Source organism: Rhizobium sp. R711 (assembly GCF_002211365.1).
Lineage (GTDB): Bacteria > Pseudomonadota > Alphaproteobacteria > Rhizobiales > Rhizobiaceae > Rhizobium.
The window spans coordinates 220,515-234,975 of the sequence record NZ_LOKZ01000023.1 but is presented as its reverse complement, the minus strand read 5'-3'; the positions used below and the strand labels follow the sequence as shown (position 1 = coordinate 234,975).

Annotated in this window: 12 protein-coding genes and 4 pseudogenes; 5 read left to right on the top strand and 11 right to left on the bottom strand. The window is 56.0% G+C overall.

The window, feature by feature from the left end:
* Positions 1-3: 3 nt before the first annotated feature.
* Genes ATY80_RS19285 through ATY80_RS19275 form a run of 3 tightly spaced genes read right to left on the bottom strand, consistent with a single transcriptional unit; the run spans position 4 to position 2,752 of the window.
* Complete coding sequence (locus tag ATY80_RS19285; RefSeq protein ID WP_189637212.1) at positions 4-657, bottom strand: PIG-L deacetylase family protein; 654 nt, start codon at positions 655-657, stop codon at positions 4-6.
* Positions 654-1,460 (bottom strand): sugar phosphate nucleotidyltransferase, encoded by an 807-nt coding sequence (locus ATY80_RS19280; RefSeq protein ID WP_088693936.1) that lies wholly within the window; start codon positions 1,458-1,460, stop codon positions 654-656. Before ATY80_RS19280 ends, ATY80_RS19285 begins: the two co-directional genes overlap by 4 nt.
* A complete protein-coding gene (locus ATY80_RS19275; protein ID WP_088693935.1) occupies positions 1,457-2,752 on the bottom strand; it encodes a class I SAM-dependent methyltransferase in 1,296 nt (431 codons plus the stop codon). The genes ATY80_RS19280 and ATY80_RS19275 overlap by 4 nt, the downstream gene beginning before the upstream one ends.
* A 298-nt stretch (positions 2,753-3,050) precedes the next feature.
* On the opposite strand from ATY80_RS19275, the gene rfbC reads away from it, so the two are divergent.
* Positions 3,051-3,593 carry a dTDP-4-dehydrorhamnose 3,5-epimerase gene (rfbC, locus tag ATY80_RS19270; protein ID WP_088693934.1) on the top strand — a complete coding sequence of 181 codons (543 nt, stop codon included), beginning with the start codon at positions 3,051-3,053 and terminating at the stop codon, positions 3,591-3,593.
* Here rfbC and ATY80_RS19265 read toward each other — a convergent pair.
* The 5 genes and pseudogenes from ATY80_RS19265 to ATY80_RS29720 form a co-directional block, all read right to left on the bottom strand.
* Positions 3,590-4,924, bottom strand: a complete 1,335-nt coding sequence (locus ATY80_RS19265) for a DUF4910 domain-containing protein (protein ID WP_088693933.1) — start codon at positions 4,922-4,924, stop codon at positions 3,590-3,592. The genes rfbC and ATY80_RS19265 overlap by 4 nt on opposite strands.
* Before the next feature lie 9 nt (positions 4,925-4,933).
* Positions 4,934-5,983: an NAD(P)-dependent oxidoreductase gene (locus ATY80_RS19260; RefSeq protein WP_088693932.1), complete on the bottom strand. Its 1,050-nt coding sequence runs from the start codon at positions 5,981-5,983 to the stop codon at positions 4,934-4,936.
* A 150-nt stretch (positions 5,984-6,133) separates the two neighbouring features.
* Positions 6,134-7,501, bottom strand: coding sequence for a glutamate-1-semialdehyde 2,1-aminomutase (locus ATY80_RS19255; protein ID WP_245306883.1), 1,368 nt, complete (start codon positions 7,499-7,501; stop codon positions 6,134-6,136).
* 253 nt (positions 7,502-7,754) lie between these two features.
* Complete coding sequence (locus ATY80_RS19250; protein WP_245306882.1) at positions 7,755-8,579, bottom strand: response regulator transcription factor; 825 nt, start codon at positions 8,577-8,579, stop codon at positions 7,755-7,757.
* A gap of 450 nt (positions 8,580-9,029) precedes the next feature.
* Positions 9,030-9,393: pseudogene (locus tag ATY80_RS29720) on the bottom strand (transposase); the annotation flags it as partial.
* 172 nt (positions 9,394-9,565) lie between these two features.
* Here ATY80_RS29720 and ATY80_RS29715 point away from each other — a divergent pair.
* A pseudogene (locus ATY80_RS29715) lies at positions 9,566-11,113 on the top strand (GMC family oxidoreductase); the annotation flags it as partial.
* Positions 11,114-11,227: 114 nt separating this feature from the next.
* A pseudogene (locus tag ATY80_RS19240) lies at positions 11,228-11,550 on the top strand (conjugal transfer protein TraH); the annotation flags it as partial.
* Between the two features lie 8 nt (positions 11,551-11,558).
* Here the strand turns inward: ATY80_RS19240 and ATY80_RS19235 are convergent.
* Together ATY80_RS19235 and ATY80_RS29710 are read right to left on the bottom strand one after the other, a co-directional pair.
* Positions 11,559-11,840, bottom strand: coding sequence for a hypothetical protein (locus ATY80_RS19235; RefSeq protein WP_245306881.1), 282 nt, complete (start codon positions 11,838-11,840; stop codon positions 11,559-11,561).
* A 10-nt stretch (positions 11,841-11,850) separates the two neighbouring features.
* Positions 11,851-12,262 (bottom strand): annotated as a pseudogene (locus tag ATY80_RS29710) (dienelactone hydrolase-related enzyme); the annotation flags it as partial.
* On the opposite strand from ATY80_RS29710, the gene ATY80_RS29045 reads away from it, so the two are divergent.
* Both ATY80_RS29045 and ATY80_RS19220 read left to right on the top strand, forming a co-directional pair.
* Positions 12,228-12,545 (top strand): hypothetical protein, encoded by a 318-nt coding sequence (locus ATY80_RS29045; protein WP_088693930.1) that lies wholly within the window; start codon positions 12,228-12,230, stop codon positions 12,543-12,545. The pseudogene ATY80_RS29710 and the gene ATY80_RS29045 sit on opposite strands and share 35 nt — an antisense overlap.
* A gap of 243 nt (positions 12,546-12,788) precedes the next feature.
* Positions 12,789-13,985, top strand: coding sequence for a glycosyltransferase family 4 protein (locus ATY80_RS19220; protein WP_088693929.1), 1,197 nt, complete (start codon positions 12,789-12,791; stop codon positions 13,983-13,985).
* Between the two features lie 55 nt (positions 13,986-14,040).
* Here the strand turns inward: ATY80_RS19220 and ATY80_RS19215 are convergent, their stop codons facing one another.
* A complete protein-coding gene (locus ATY80_RS19215) occupies positions 14,041-14,280 on the bottom strand; it encodes an alpha-hydroxy-acid oxidizing protein (protein ID WP_245306880.1) in 240 nt (79 codons plus the stop codon).
* Positions 14,281-14,461 lie beyond the last annotated feature (181 nt).

Genomic DNA, 14,461 nt, shown 5'->3' with positions numbered 1-14,461 from the left:
TCCTCAGGCCAGGAGAACTTTCCGGATGGTGAAGGCCTCTGCAAAACGTGCCGGAGCACGACATTCCATTCCCCTCAGGCGCGCAAGGCTTCGAAATGTGTCACCGTCGAACCAATCTTTCGATCTTTGCGTGGCGAAGTGCCGCAAAAGCAACGCGACCTTCCTCTCCATGATGTCTGCGGTGAGCGGAACGTAGGCGTTTCGCTGGATCAGATCGCCATCCCATTTCGGGATCTCGTATTCGAGAACGAAATGATTTCGAAACACGTTGGTCGTCAGCCGGTTGATCTCGCGGTGGTCCTGATGCTCGTCCTCGCGGCTATGTGTGAAAATGATATCCGGAACGACCTTGTCACGGATGGCTAGCAACCAGTTTTTGATTTCGCGAGTCTGGCTGGGAAAGAAGCTGTCCTCGAAGCAGGCAAGTTCAATCGACTGCGACTGTGCCTGCTCAAGGAATGCACGCGCCGAACTTAGCGCTTCCTCGCCTCGATTGCCCGAAGCACTCAGGACGCACCAATGGACATCCAGCTTGACGCCTTCCGCCAACAGCCGCAGGAGAGTACCGCCCACGCCAATCTCGATGTCGTCGGAGTGGGCGCCGATGCACAGAACGGATAACCGTTCCCCGGATCTGGCGAGTGACAGATTCTTCATGACAGCTTCGCCATTCGTCTTCGATCCATAGACCTGCCGTGATACGTCCAGGGCATATCTCCCCGCTCGACCATCTCTTCGAGGGATTGCCAATCACGAAGGGTGTCCATGGACCGCCAGAAGCCTTCGTGTTTGTAGGCCATAAGCTTGTCTTCTGCGATCAGACGGGAGAAGGGTTCCAGCACAAGCTCCTCACCTTCACGCATGTAGTCGAAGATCTCGCCGCGCATGAGGAAGTAGCCGCCATTGATCCAGATGTCGGATCTGTCTGATGATCTGAATTCGCGCACTCGGCCGTCTTCTTCGATATCGGCGAGATGATAGGTAAGGGGCGGCCGCACGGCGAGGAAGCAGGCAAGCTTGTCGCTGGCCTCAAAGCGGGCGATCATGTCGTCGAGATCGACGTTGGTCAGCCCGTCGCTATAGTTCGCCAGGAAGATCTTCTCATTCTTGACGTGATCGCGCACAGCCCAGAGCCGCTCGCCGATATTGCGCCAGATGCCGGTATCGATCAGCGAAACGCGCCACTCCTTATGCATCTCGCCCAGCAATTCGACCTCGCCAGAACCCGATACGACGCAATCTGAGAAGGCCTGGGGCTTGGTATTCAGGAAGAAGTCTTTGATCACATTGGCTTTATAGCCGAGACAAAGAATGAATTCATCGTGACCATAATCCGAATAATATTGCATGACGTGGCGCATGATCGGCTGCGAGCCCAGCGGGATAAGAGGCTTCGGCAGGCTCTCGGAATACTCGCGAATCCGGGTTCCCATGCCACCGCAAAAAAGGACGACTTTCATTGCTGGCTCTCCGTTGGATCGATGACGGCCACGTGGGGGATTGGAACGATGAACTTCCCTCCCCAGTCGCCGATATGTCTCATCTGCTTGACGATTTCATCTTTAAGGTTCCAGGGCAGGATGAGGACGTAATCTGGCTTATGCGCGTCGATTTCATTGACCGGTCTGATTGGTATGTGCATGCCAGGCGTGAAACGACCGTGCTTGTAGGGATTGCGGTCGACCGTGAAGTCGAGAAAATCGGTGCCTATTGCACAATAGTTGAGAAGCGTATTGCCCTTGCCGGGCGCGCCGTAGCCGCAAATGCTTCTGCCTGCGTCCTTCAACTGGATAAGGTAGGAAAGCAGATTGCGTTTCTTCATGCGCACCGCTTCGCCAAAAGACGTATAGGTCTCGACCATGTCCAAACCTGCCTTGAACTCGGACCTTCGCAGCGCATCGACTCGTGCTTCCCGACGCATATTTTCTTCACTGTGGCAAAGGTAAATGCGCAGCGAGCCGCCGTGTGTCGGCAACTCCTCGACATCGAACACCGTGAGGTCGTGACGTCGTGCCATCTTCTCGATTGTAATCAAGGAGAAGTACGAGAAGTGCTCGTGGTAGATCGTATCGAATTGGCTTTCCGCAATTAGCGTCGCAATATGGGGAAATTCGAGAGTGATCACGCCGTGGTGTTTCAGGAGAATTTTCATCCCGGCAACGAAGTCATTGAGATCCGGAACCTGTGCCAGGACATTGTTGCCGACAATGAGATCTGCCATTTTGCCTTCGGCAACCATTTCGCGGGCGAGCGATCTTCCGAAGAAGCGTGCTACCGTGGGCACCCCCTTTTCGATCGCAACCTTAGCGACGTTGAATGCCGGCTCTATACCGATCACCGGTATCGCCTTGCGCACAAAGTGCTGCAGGAGATAGCCGTCATTGCTGGCAAGCTCGACGACAAGGCTTCCCGAGTTGAGACTGAAGCGATCGGTTGCCATGTCGCAGTAGCGACGGGCATGCTCTACCCAACTGTCCGAATAGGAGGAAAAATAAGCATACTCCTCGAATATGTTTTGCGGGCTGATGTGCTCCTCAAGTTGGACCAGAAGGCACTCGCGGCAGACAAAAGCATGGAGGGGATAATAGGCTTCCATGTTGCCTATTTCAGCCGCCGGTACGAAACTTTCGCATGGCGGCGACATTCCGAGATCTACGAAAGTATCCTGCAGAGCCGCGCCGCAGAGCCGGCAAAGCCGGGCACTGCGAATGGCAGCCGTCATCGATGAGCTCTGGCTGGCCTGAAGATTCATGCCCCGTCCCCTATATGATCCAAGATGACTCAATCGCGGACCTGAAGAGCCCGTCATGGTTGGCAAAAGTATCTGCCGGGAACAATTAAAACGATACCGCAATACGGAGATCGTCCAAAAGCCGTATGAATTCTATTTTGTTTTTACGCAGTAATTCTGTAGTCGACTATTGTTGCATCAATGTAATATTAAGTAACAATTCTGAATTGACTCATATCGAAGTATTGTCTCATGAAGAGACTTCCGTGTTGGGTTTTTCCCACAGATCGGATGCGTTTCAGCAATGGGCGGTGATCGGATGCGTTTCAATAGGATGAGAATCGAGGGCCTTTGGATCGTCGAGCCCACACCATCGACGGACAGTCGTGGTTCGTTTGCGCGAACCTTCTGCAAGCAGGAGTTCGCTCAACACGGGCTCATCGAGGACTTTGTCCAGCACAGCTATTCGCATTCGCGCCAGAAGCATACGATCCGCGGCCTTCATTTCCAGAAGAGGCCGCATGAAGAAGACAAGCTTGTCTCCTGCACGCAGGGGGCAATATGGGATGTCGCAGTGGATCTAAGGCCAGAGTCTCCAACCTACCTCGAGTGGGCAGGTGCAGTACTTTCCAGCGAAAACCGCGTGCAGTTCTATATTCCGAAGGGTTTTGCCCACGGCTTCCAATCACTCACCGATGATGCCGTCGTGTCTTATCTGATTTCCACGCCATATGAGCCCACTGCCGCCAGCGGCATACGCTTCGACGATCCGGCCGTGGGCGTCAGTTGGCCTGCAGATCCAACCGTCATGTCCGACAAGGATAAAAGCTGGCCGCTCCTGCCTCTGTGCGATCCGGTCTAGTTTTCGGCGGGGCCAAGGTCTGCAAGCAAACCCGCATCCCTCAGCCTCGCAGCCGCCTCCGAGATCTCCGAAAACACCATATTCGCCCGCTCGGCGATATCCAACAGTGAATGCTTGCCATCGGCCAGGTTCAGCACCCATAGGTAAGCCATTGTTTGCGCAGTGTTGGTTTTGTGGCCACCGACCGTCGCAAAGAGCCCGCGCTTGCCAAGCTGTGGTTCGCCTTTGGGGGACAGATTGAGCGGAATCCAATTGCCCTCGAGCGCATCGATTACATCGATCAGCATCTGGAATGATGAGGCAAGATGTTCAGGGCGTATGAAATCAAGATTGTCCGCTGATGTGTGGTATTCCGCAAAGGTCCCGAAAGCGCTTCTTTGCAAAAGCCCAACCGGCATATTGAAGCCGGGCGAACAAAACTGTCTCTCGTCGTAGCCGTAAGGGCTAAAGTCCTCAACGGTCATCGGCTTTTCAGCACAGGATATCCGTGCCATCAGGCGATCTATGATTGCGTTTCCCCGTCGGCTTTTCTTGTAGATCGGTCCGCCTCCGTCGCCAATGCAGGATACAACCAGGCCATGGTCGATGCTGCCGAGGCGATCTTCGTTCCGGGAAAGCCAGGTGAGCGATCCGATCGTGCCGGGAGCAAAGAGAAAGCGGTAGCTGTAGCGCGTATTCCTGCCCCGCAACCGCTGAGCAAGGTGGATCAATACCGCAAGGCCCGAGCAATTGTCGTTTGCAAGCGATGGATGGCAAATATGGGCGGATAGCAGAACCTCTCGGCCACTCGTTCCTCGATGGAGATACTCCCCATAGGACAGATGCCCATCGGCTTTCGTCGAGTCGATGACGACTTCATAATCGCCGTCAGCCAACGCAAGGAACTGCTGGTGCTGCATGCAAAACGCCCAGTCGTCGATATAGTAGGCTGTCTTGTAGGGGATGAGGTCAGGTTGCGCCGGCAGCGTATAGATATGGTCCTTCAGCTCGCTCAGCGGCATTACCTTGCGAACATTCCGGCTGTAGCTCATGACGTGAAGGTTCGAGCGAGCGAAATCGACGACTTTTCGGCCGACTGCATCCTTTATATATGCATCCCCTATGTTCCACTCGGGTGGAACGACCCAGTCAAACACTTGGGTGCCTGTCGCGACCTCGTGGAGTTCGATATCGACATATTCGCGCAGAATGTTGATGGTCTTACGAACCCCACTTCCGGTAATGCTGCGGCAGATCGGAAAAAGGCGGCTGGCGAGAGCGTAGATCGCTGGACCTATGCCCTCGCTGCTGTCTGCTAGGTGGTTGGGTCGGGGCGGCAGAGCAGAGTCCATGCCGCAGACCTATTCTGCCGCCGCGGCGGCAACCGGTGGGCGCAGATTTTCATCCAATTCGTGATCGGCAAGGAGCTGTTTGAGCTGGGCGATCCGCTGATAACGGGGGCCTTCAAATTCAGCAAGCGTCAGGCCGGCGCTGGTGTAGGCGTTGTAAAGTTGAGCGGCACCGGCAGCCGCATCCCAGGTTGGCTTGAAGGCCGGAAGCAGGCGGCTAATCTTGCTGAAATCGACTCGGTAGGACCGTGTATCCGGACTGGCGTCGGCGGCGAAGGCCAAATGACACTCAGGGACGGTCTTGGCGACGATTTCGGCAATCTCCCTGATCTGGTAATTGTGCGCTGCCTGGCCGACGTTGAAAGCCTGATTGTGAACCACGGCGGTAGGTGCCTCGAGGGCGGCAAGAAAAGCCCGCGAGATGTCCTCTATATGAACGATAGGCCGCCACGGTGTGCCGTCGGATTTGAGCAGGATCTGGCCTTCGGTTACGGCCCAGGCCACCAGATTGTTCAGTACGATGTCGAAGCGCAGCATCGGGGAGAGCCCGTAGGCAGTTGCGGGGCGCAGATAGGTCGGACAGAAATCATTGTCGGCGAGCTGCGCAATGTCGCGTTCGGCAAAAACCTTCGATGTTCCATAAGCGGAAACGGGTTTGAGGTCCGCGGTTTCGTCGACGAGACCTTCTCCTGCAGCACCGTAGTTGCTGCAGGACGAGGCGAAGAGAAAGCGCTTCACTCCTGCCTGCTTGGCCGCTTTGGCAACGCTCACGCTGCCGCGGTGATTGATTTCATAGGTGATCTCCGGATTGAGGTTGCTCAACGGATCATTCGAAAGGGCGGCAAGATGGATGACGGCGTCGAAGCCCTTCAGATCCGACACCGATATGTCCCGCACATCCTTTTTTACACCGGGCACGGCGGGCAGATCGCCGCCGGGTGCATAGTGGCAGCGATGGTACAATTCGCAATCGTAACCATGAACCTCGTGGCCTGCCTTGCGCAGGATTGTGACCATGACAGATCCGATGTAGCCTCGATGTCCGGTGACCAATACCTTCATTGTCTTTCCCTTTCTGAGTTCGAGCCCTGTGCCCGGGCACATCGGCGTTTCGTCTTGGTGGCGCTCATCGCGCGGGTTGGTATCGACCGCAGTATGAATGGGCTAAATGCGGCGTCACCCAAATCTACAGCAGCCGCCGCTCCGATCCGGTCAGTAGTGACGTGCGATCGGCAATTGCTCTGTCGGGAGCGGATGGTTGAAGCGGCGGAACACGACCTGCGAGGCCCGTCCGACAAGATAGTCTTCGACGCCGTTTTCAAGGGCAAGCCTGTAAACGCGAAGGGCGCCATCGAACGCATCGATCGTGCGAATGATGTCCTCGTCGGCATGGGTGTAGCTCACCACCAGGGAGGGAGCCAGAATCCCTCGGCGAATAATCTCCTGCAGGAACAGCGTGCGAAATGCCTGCGAGGGCTTTCCATCGACGTCGCGCGTCGTGTAGCTGAGGCAGGCGGGGTGACCGACAACGGAAAAGAAGTTCTGCAGCTCGTGCGCAGTAATAAGTTGCTCAATTCCGCTCTGGAGCGACTTGCCTTGTTGCACCAAGCGCTCGATCACCGGCTCCTGCCGATAGACATGCATTGTGGCCATCGCGGCCGCCATCGCATGCGTCTCCGCGCCGTGTGTCGTCGAGAGGAGAAAGACGCGAGGCAGAAATGCCTGGTCGATACCACCCTGTTCCATGAACTCGCGTTTGCCGGCAAGTGCGGAGATCGAGAAACCATTACCGAGCGCCTTGCCGAAACACGATAGGTCGGGTGTGACGCCATAGAGTTTCTGCGCTCCGCCGACATGCCATCGAAAGCCTGTAATCATTTCGTCAAAAATGAGCAGCGTGCCGTTTTCGTGGCAGAGCTGCTGCAGCCGTTGCAGAAAATTGTCTCTGGGGTTTTCGCCCCGCGTCGGCTCCAGCATGAATGCGGCGATCTTGCCAGGATGGGTTTGAAACAGCCTGCGCGCGCTTTCAAGATCGTTGTATTTGAAGCCAAGGGTGAGTTCGCGAACGACGGCTGGAATACCGGCATTCATCTCCGTCGCTCCGATAAACCAGTCGTCGGTCGAAAAGAACGGATGGTCTTCGCAACGTGCAATCAGGTCACGCCCGGTGACGGCACGGGCCAAACGCATTGCGCCAGACGTGGCATCCGACCCGTCCTTGCAAAATTTGACCATGTCGGCGGTTGCGATGGTTTGAAGGAACGCCGTCGCGCATTCGACCTCTATCTTCGACGGGCGCGTGAAATTGCAGCCGAATTCAAGTTCGCGCCGTACCGCGTCCAGCACCGGCGTATAGGCATGCCCGAGCCCCACGGCGCGATTGCCCATGCCATATTCGATGTATTCGTTGCCATCGACATCCCATACATGGCAGCCGCTCCCTCTGGCGATAAAGCCAGGGGAAAGGATGGGATATTGATCGTCACCTTTCGCATAGGTATGGGCCCCGCCGGGTATAAGCGCTTTGGCGCGTTTGCGAAGATGGTCGGAAATCTCAAAATTCTGAATGAAGCCGTTCACCTGCGCCCTCGGTCTGCTCAATTGACGTCGGGCCAGTATGGCAAAATTGATGCATCGGATCATTCTCGCCGTTTGGCGTGTCAGGCTAGCCTAAAGGCTTAGAAGGCGAAATCACATGCCCAAAAAATCGCAGATCGTATCATCCTGCGTGGAGGCTGAGCTTTGCCCTTCGGTCGTCCTTTACGCAGAATGGACAAGTCTAAGGGCAAGCCCGTCCGGGCCGCCATGCTATGCAGACAATCATCACTAGCAATCAGTTGAAGAGGTCGCCCAGTTTGAACATGACCTCGGTCCGGTTGCTGGCATTGAGCTTCTTCATGATGTTGCGGACATGAACCTTCACCGTGCTTTCGCGCAGTTTAAGTTCATAGGCGATGATCTTATTGGGCTTGCCTTGGCTAAGTGCATCGATCACCTCCTCTTCGCGAGGTGTGAAGAGTTCGGCGCGTTGACGCTCCTTGTGCTCAGCGGTCGCGACAAGTTTATGCAGATCCGTCAGGCTTTCCGCCGAAATAAAGACCCCTCCCGCCAAAGCTAGCCCGATCGCCTCGACGCAAATGGGCAGCCCGATTGCGGACGGTATATAGCCTTTGACGCCGGCTTCCAGGGCCAGAATCACCTGTCTCAGATCGTTATTTTCCGAAAGGATGACGATCGGGACGTTCGGAAACTGGCCGACCAGTTGCCGGATCTCTTCGACCATGTTCTTCTCAGAGAATTCCCTGTGGCCAGTGTTGATCAAGATGCCTGCGAAGTCGTGTTCGGGCAATTTGATCCAATCATTGATCGAGGCGAAGAGCCTTATGTCCAAATCGAGCCCGTGGGCAGTCAGACTCTTGGCCAAACGTTCTCGGTCAAGTGCGTGATCGTCGATGATCGCGAGTGTGTTCGCGTTATGGGTCTCCGCCGCCGATTTTTTGATTGTCCTCGATGTGACGCGAAATCGGTCCGTTTTGTGAAGATGTGATTGGTTGTTCCCGTTGACCATGCCAGACATTAGCACCCCCTTTACTTGTACGCCGCCGCCCTTAATGCGTTTGATGACACGCTTCCCTGTTTCCCGACGCGCAGTTGCCAATGCGATCGGACAGGCAGTAACGGGTTCCGTCGACAGTATTCTGTACAGCCGCATGGTTTCATCAGAAAGTCATTTTCGGATTTCCGTTGCGATGCCTACATTTGTCGTTGTGGACCTTCTCGAGGTTTCCCCTGGTGAGATGGAATTCATATAGCACCATTCTTCAGAAATATTGAATATAAAAGTTATATACCTGCATGATACGTTCAGAGGTGATTTGGAATCTATCGATTATCATATGATATTTGAGTTAATCTATTTTATAGGCGACATTAGACTTAGTTACTAAGACAAGTTAAATCGATTGGATAAACGAGCGCGAATCCTTGTGGGGCGCAAATAGCAAAAACGATTCAGGTGGTGGGTGAGTATTGATCTTCCTTGAGATATATTATCGCGGATACTTCATCGCTCTACTACAAAATTAAGTATTATACCAATGAGCGCTGATCAAAACCGGTGCGCCCAATCGCGCATTCCGATCGACACGATCTTCCATGGCTGTGCGAGCAGGTTGTTCCATGCGTCGCAGCAATGGGAAACGATGTCCTCGTAGTCTTTGAATATCCGGTTGGACAACCAGTTCTCTCTCATAATTGCCACAGGTTCTCGACAGGGTTTTATTCGGGTGACCACGGTGGCAGGAACAGCAGCGTGATGTTGTCGCGTACTTTGAGTTCCGGCGTGCCATCCAGCCTGATCAACGATCAGCACGGCATGAGCCCTTGTCGGGGCAGATGGCTCCGATGATGGACGTCCACATCGTGCGTTGATCGAGTGGTGCCGAGGGCCTTGTCCCCCTGCGTGCCCATCGCGCCGCGACCCTAAAACTTTCGGATTATGCATCCATCGGTTGGGTACTCCCAATATTCCGATGTACAGATGTAAATTACAGCGTTCCCCAAGCAAGATGTACAGATGGCGCCTATCAGGGGATGTAGCTGGAAACAAACAATAGAGAATCGGATTGAGGGGGCAGGTCAATCATGTTGATCGAGGCTGGACTATTGCCGAGCGATTCCACCCTGGATGCGGAAATCTGCATCATTGGGGGCGGCGTCGCGGGTATCACACTTGCGCTCGAGTTCGACCGCCAGGGCATCGCCACATGCGTATTGGAAGGTGGTGGCCTAAAGCCAAGCACAAAATCGCAAGCCCTCTACCAGGGCGAGAATGTGGGTCTTCCCTATGATATGCAGGCAACACGCACCCGGCGGCTGGGTGGTAGCTCGAATTGCTGGGGAGGCTGGATACGTCCCTTTATTAGCATCGACTTCGAGGAGCGCGACTGGATACCAAACAGCGGCTGGCCGTTCCACCTTGACGAGGTTGAACCCTACTACCGGCGCGCCGACGATCTCGTTCAGGTCAACCATCATGGATTCGAACCGGCGTTTTGGCATAGCCAGCTGAACAAGCCGATAGGGTTGCTTGAGCTTGACCGCGAGGCCCTCGAAACAGTCATCAGCAAGTTCAGCCCACCGACGCGGTTCGGCCGACACTATCACGCGCAGCTGGTATCGGCAAAGAACACAAAGGTCATTCTCAATGCCAACGCGGTCCAGCTCGCGACATGCAGCAACGCCACTACCGTGCACGGCGTCCATGTGATGTCGGCATCGCGCTCCGCCTTCTTCGTGCGGGCGAAACACACGATTCTTGCTGCGGGCGGCATCGAAAATGCGCGGCTTCTTTTGTTGTCAAACAGTGTCGATGCGCGGGGGCTCGGCAACCAGCACGACCTCGTCGGTCGCTATTTCATGGAGCATCCGCGCATTCGCCATGGTCGCATGACGCCAGCGCGGAGCGCTGATCTGTTCCGCTTCTACGACGCTCGGTTCACCTATCACAATCCTCGTCTGTCGGTGGATGGCACTAGCGCAAGCGCGCATCTTGCTCTATCCGAACAGATCCAGCGGCGTGAACGGCTGCTGCAATGCCGGACCTATTTCCGAGCATGCCGATCCGGCGAGGACAGTGCACTCACCGAACAGTTCCACGAGCTCTATAACGCTGTCCGCTGGCGCCACTTTCGGGACATCAAGCTACAGACCTATGCCGCCGTCGTCCGACACAGCCCGAACCTGGTGACGTCGCTGCTCTATCGACGCCTGAAACTGGCGGCTAAATCGGACCATTTCCAGATCGAGACCGTTGTCGAGCCGGCGCCGGACCGTGAGAGCCGCGTTACCCTTTCGTCACAACGGGATCGCCTCGGCCTCCATCGCGCCCATCTCGATTGGCGCATTGGCGACCAGGAAAAGCGTACGCACCTGCGCATGCTCGAACTCGTCCGCGATGAGTTCGCTCGATCGGGCCTTGGCCATGTCGATCTCGAAGATGCCGACAAAGGGCATCCGCTCTCGGTCATCGGCTGCGCCCACCACATGGGCACCACCCGCATGCATGTCGATCCGCGGCAGGGCGTCGTCGACCAGAACTGCAAGGTGCATGGCATGCACAATTTGCACGTTGCCGGTAGTTCGATCTTTCCGACGTGCGGCAATGACATGCCCACGTTGACCATCGTTGCGCTCGCACTGCGTCTCGCCGACCATATCAAGGCGCGATATGGTCTCGGCAGTCCCGGCCCGGTCAATCGACGGCAACTTCAAATGGCGCCCAATGTTCCGTCTGGAGCAAAGACCATGGACGCAGCCCTCATTGCGAAATGCGCCGATCCAAACCTTACCCCCGCTATCGTCGAACAGTTCATTTCAGCCGGTTCGGACGATCCGCTCGCCGCACCGTGAAGGCAGATGGTCGGCTGGTTCCCATCCGCAAACTTCGTTCACCCGACGAGGCCATGGATGTGGTCAAAGACTATGTCGGTCATGCCATCGTACGGGTCGGCATCACCCAGTTTCCGGCGGGTGTTGGCGTCGAAGACGCATCACAGCTCCAGCCAGATATGTTCGACGCCTGCGCGAATTTGCGAACAGGGACAGGGATATTTGCAAAGGTCGCCCGGGGGCAGCGCTAGGGCGAAACCGGAGAGGTGAGCGCTGGTGTTTCGCCTCGCGGCAGGAAAAAGCCCTTGATACACGCGTCATTGCGAACGTCGATCTGCGTGTGGGTACGCTCGTGAAAGCGAGCGCCATCGTAGATCTCATCACTTTCGGGAAACACCCCGCGGACCGTGTCGAATGCCGGAAAGTCCGGCTTCCTTGGCGATCTAGTGGACGTAATTGATAACGGCGCAATCCAGCTTTCGAACCAGTCGGAATTCTTGTCACCCTTGGCATCGGAATTCACCGGCATTTTGCCGCCTGTGGCTTCGGCCGCCGGCGTTCTTCAAACTGCGTAACAGGCTCTCCGACAGCTCCGGCATCACAACCGTGTCTCTCCTGGCAAGCACCATCTGGACATCGAGATCCGGCCGCGCCAAACGATGCACGTAGTTTTCGAGATTGAGTGGACCCCACGCGCTCCTGAGATCAGCCAGCTCGATCTCTGGCTCGAGGCGCTGCTTCGGATAGTTCGTGTAGCGCGACCCGTCCAAACCATATCCGCAAGGCTTCCACCCGTCAGAAACAGCGAACCTTCGAAACGTTCGGATCATGTGCGGCAATCAATCCTGCGACCCAGGAACCGAGGCTCATGCCTAGGACGGAGATTTCTCGATAGCCCTCACTTTTCAGCCAGCGGATGAGTTTTCTTCCGGACGGCGAAGCCCGCCGCATCTTTCCGAAAAGCCTAAAGGTTGAGAACGAGCAAGTTGCCGCAGTTATGAACAGCGAGCAGCGTCTCTTCGAAATCCGATTGTCTTCAAAGACTGGGCGCAAGGCCCAACTGAATGAGCGCATCCGGGAATTGGCGAAAGAGGCGGAAGGACTGTCTGCTCAACAAGACGGCAATGGGAGCCGCTCAAAAACCCAGGCATTCGGGCAAGATCCAATGATCGTGAAGTGTAGAACGGGTATGGGAGGCTCGCAGAAGACACGGGCCTTTGATCTCGCCCAATAGGCGCAGGACCTGGGCCGGCAGCCGCTCTTCACGATATCGCATGCGATCGAAGACAAAATGGGGAAGGTGGCCTTTCGTATAATCGCCTAGTCCGAATGTACGGCGTCTGCATTCTGCTTCCCTCGAAGGGGGACACCTCTCCGCCAAGCATCCATCTATGGCGCAGAGATGAAGCGGTTATTGTTTTCGATATCGCAAACGATTGCGCCGTGAACGATAGCGCGACTTTCGAAAGAGAATGCGGTGAGGTTTGCATATTTCGCTCTGCCACACATCGGCGGCACATACTCTGTCTTCAAGCAACTGCGGCATGGCCTGGCCGATTTTGGCATCGATGTTGGCTGGCTGGCGCAGGGCACCGGGCACACGCTAACGCCTGACTTGCGCGACGAGATGGCGTTTGGAACACTTCTCAATATGCCCGATACGCTTGACGAGCGGACGTGTGCTCGGTGCCTTGCTGCGGCGATTGAAAGCCGGGGCTATGACGGCGTTTTCATCAATGTACTCGGCGATCGCATGCAGACGAATATCGCGCGCTATCTTCGCGAGGATATTCTGCGCATTATGATCGTGCACAATATTACCCCCGGCACTTATGCGGCTGCGACTTCCATTCGCAACTATGTCCACGCGACCGTCGGCGTGTCGGAGCGTTGTCGCAGCGATCTCATTGCCCGCCACGGCTTTTCACCCGAGTCCACATTCGCAATTCCGAACGCGCTCGACAGGTCAAAATTTGCTCAAGTCGAGCGCAAGCCGTCAGCGCAATCGCTTTTGCGCGTGCTCTTCCTCGGCAGGATCGAAGATGCTTCCAAAGGAGTGCTGTGGCTCCCACCCATTCTTGAGGGCTTGCCCAATACCGTTATGCTGACCATAGCCGGCGACGGACCGGACCTTGCAAGATTGAAGGCAAGGTTCAGTGCTCCGCACAACGCGCGCGTCTTCTATGAGGGGGCCGTCAGTCCGCATAAGGTTCCCGAACTGGTCGCGCGCCACGACGTGCTCATTATGCCCTCGCGTTTCGAGGGATTTGGGATGACGCTTATCGAGGCGATGGCGGCGGGATGTGTCCCGGTCGTATCGAACATTCGTGGCGTTACGGATACGATCGTTCATGACGGTCAGGATGGCCTGCTTTTCCCTGTCGGCAATTATGGGCAGGCGGTTCGGCTCATTGCCGGTCTTGAGCGTGATCGCAGCTTGCTGGCTCAGATGTCGGCCGCGGCGAGGCGGAAGGTCGCCGAGAGGTTTACATCTGATGAGATGGCACGTCGATATTACGAGGTCATCGGGTCGATCAAGGCCGAAAGTCAAAATCTTTCGCCCCCCCTTGATCTCGATGACTGGTCTTTGCCACCAGGTTTGCGTCCTGGCCTGAGGACCTATATTCCGGGTCCATTGAAGAATTGGCTGCGCGTCATGCGGGAGAGGCTGTAGGCGGTCATGCTGCGGTCCTGTTCGGCTAAATACACTCAAGGAAATCCGGCGTCGCTCATCGAACCGGTGACATCCAGCAGCGCCATATCGCGGCGACTTTCATCGCAGCCGCATGGCCGCCGATCGCCGTTGCATAGAGGAAAGGGCGACCGAGGAAGGCGAACTCGGTTCCGAGTACAAGTGCTTTCAAAACGTCGGTTCGGCGGCGGATTCCACCGTCGACCTTCACAGTCATCTTGCTGCCGACCGCCTCAAGCAACCCTTGGCCGGACGCGCAGCGGCGATATCGTAGCATCCAGCTGACTGCTGATGCCGCCGGGCTAGAGCTTCGAAATCGTCGAGCGATAGCGCGTTGCGAAGGCGTCGGGACGTATCTGTCGTCTCTGTCCGGTTCGGCATTTTCGTCGCTGGTCAGTTCCTCCCTGGGCCGATACGCGACACACCAATTGTCCCGTTATCGCTGACGGAACCTGATG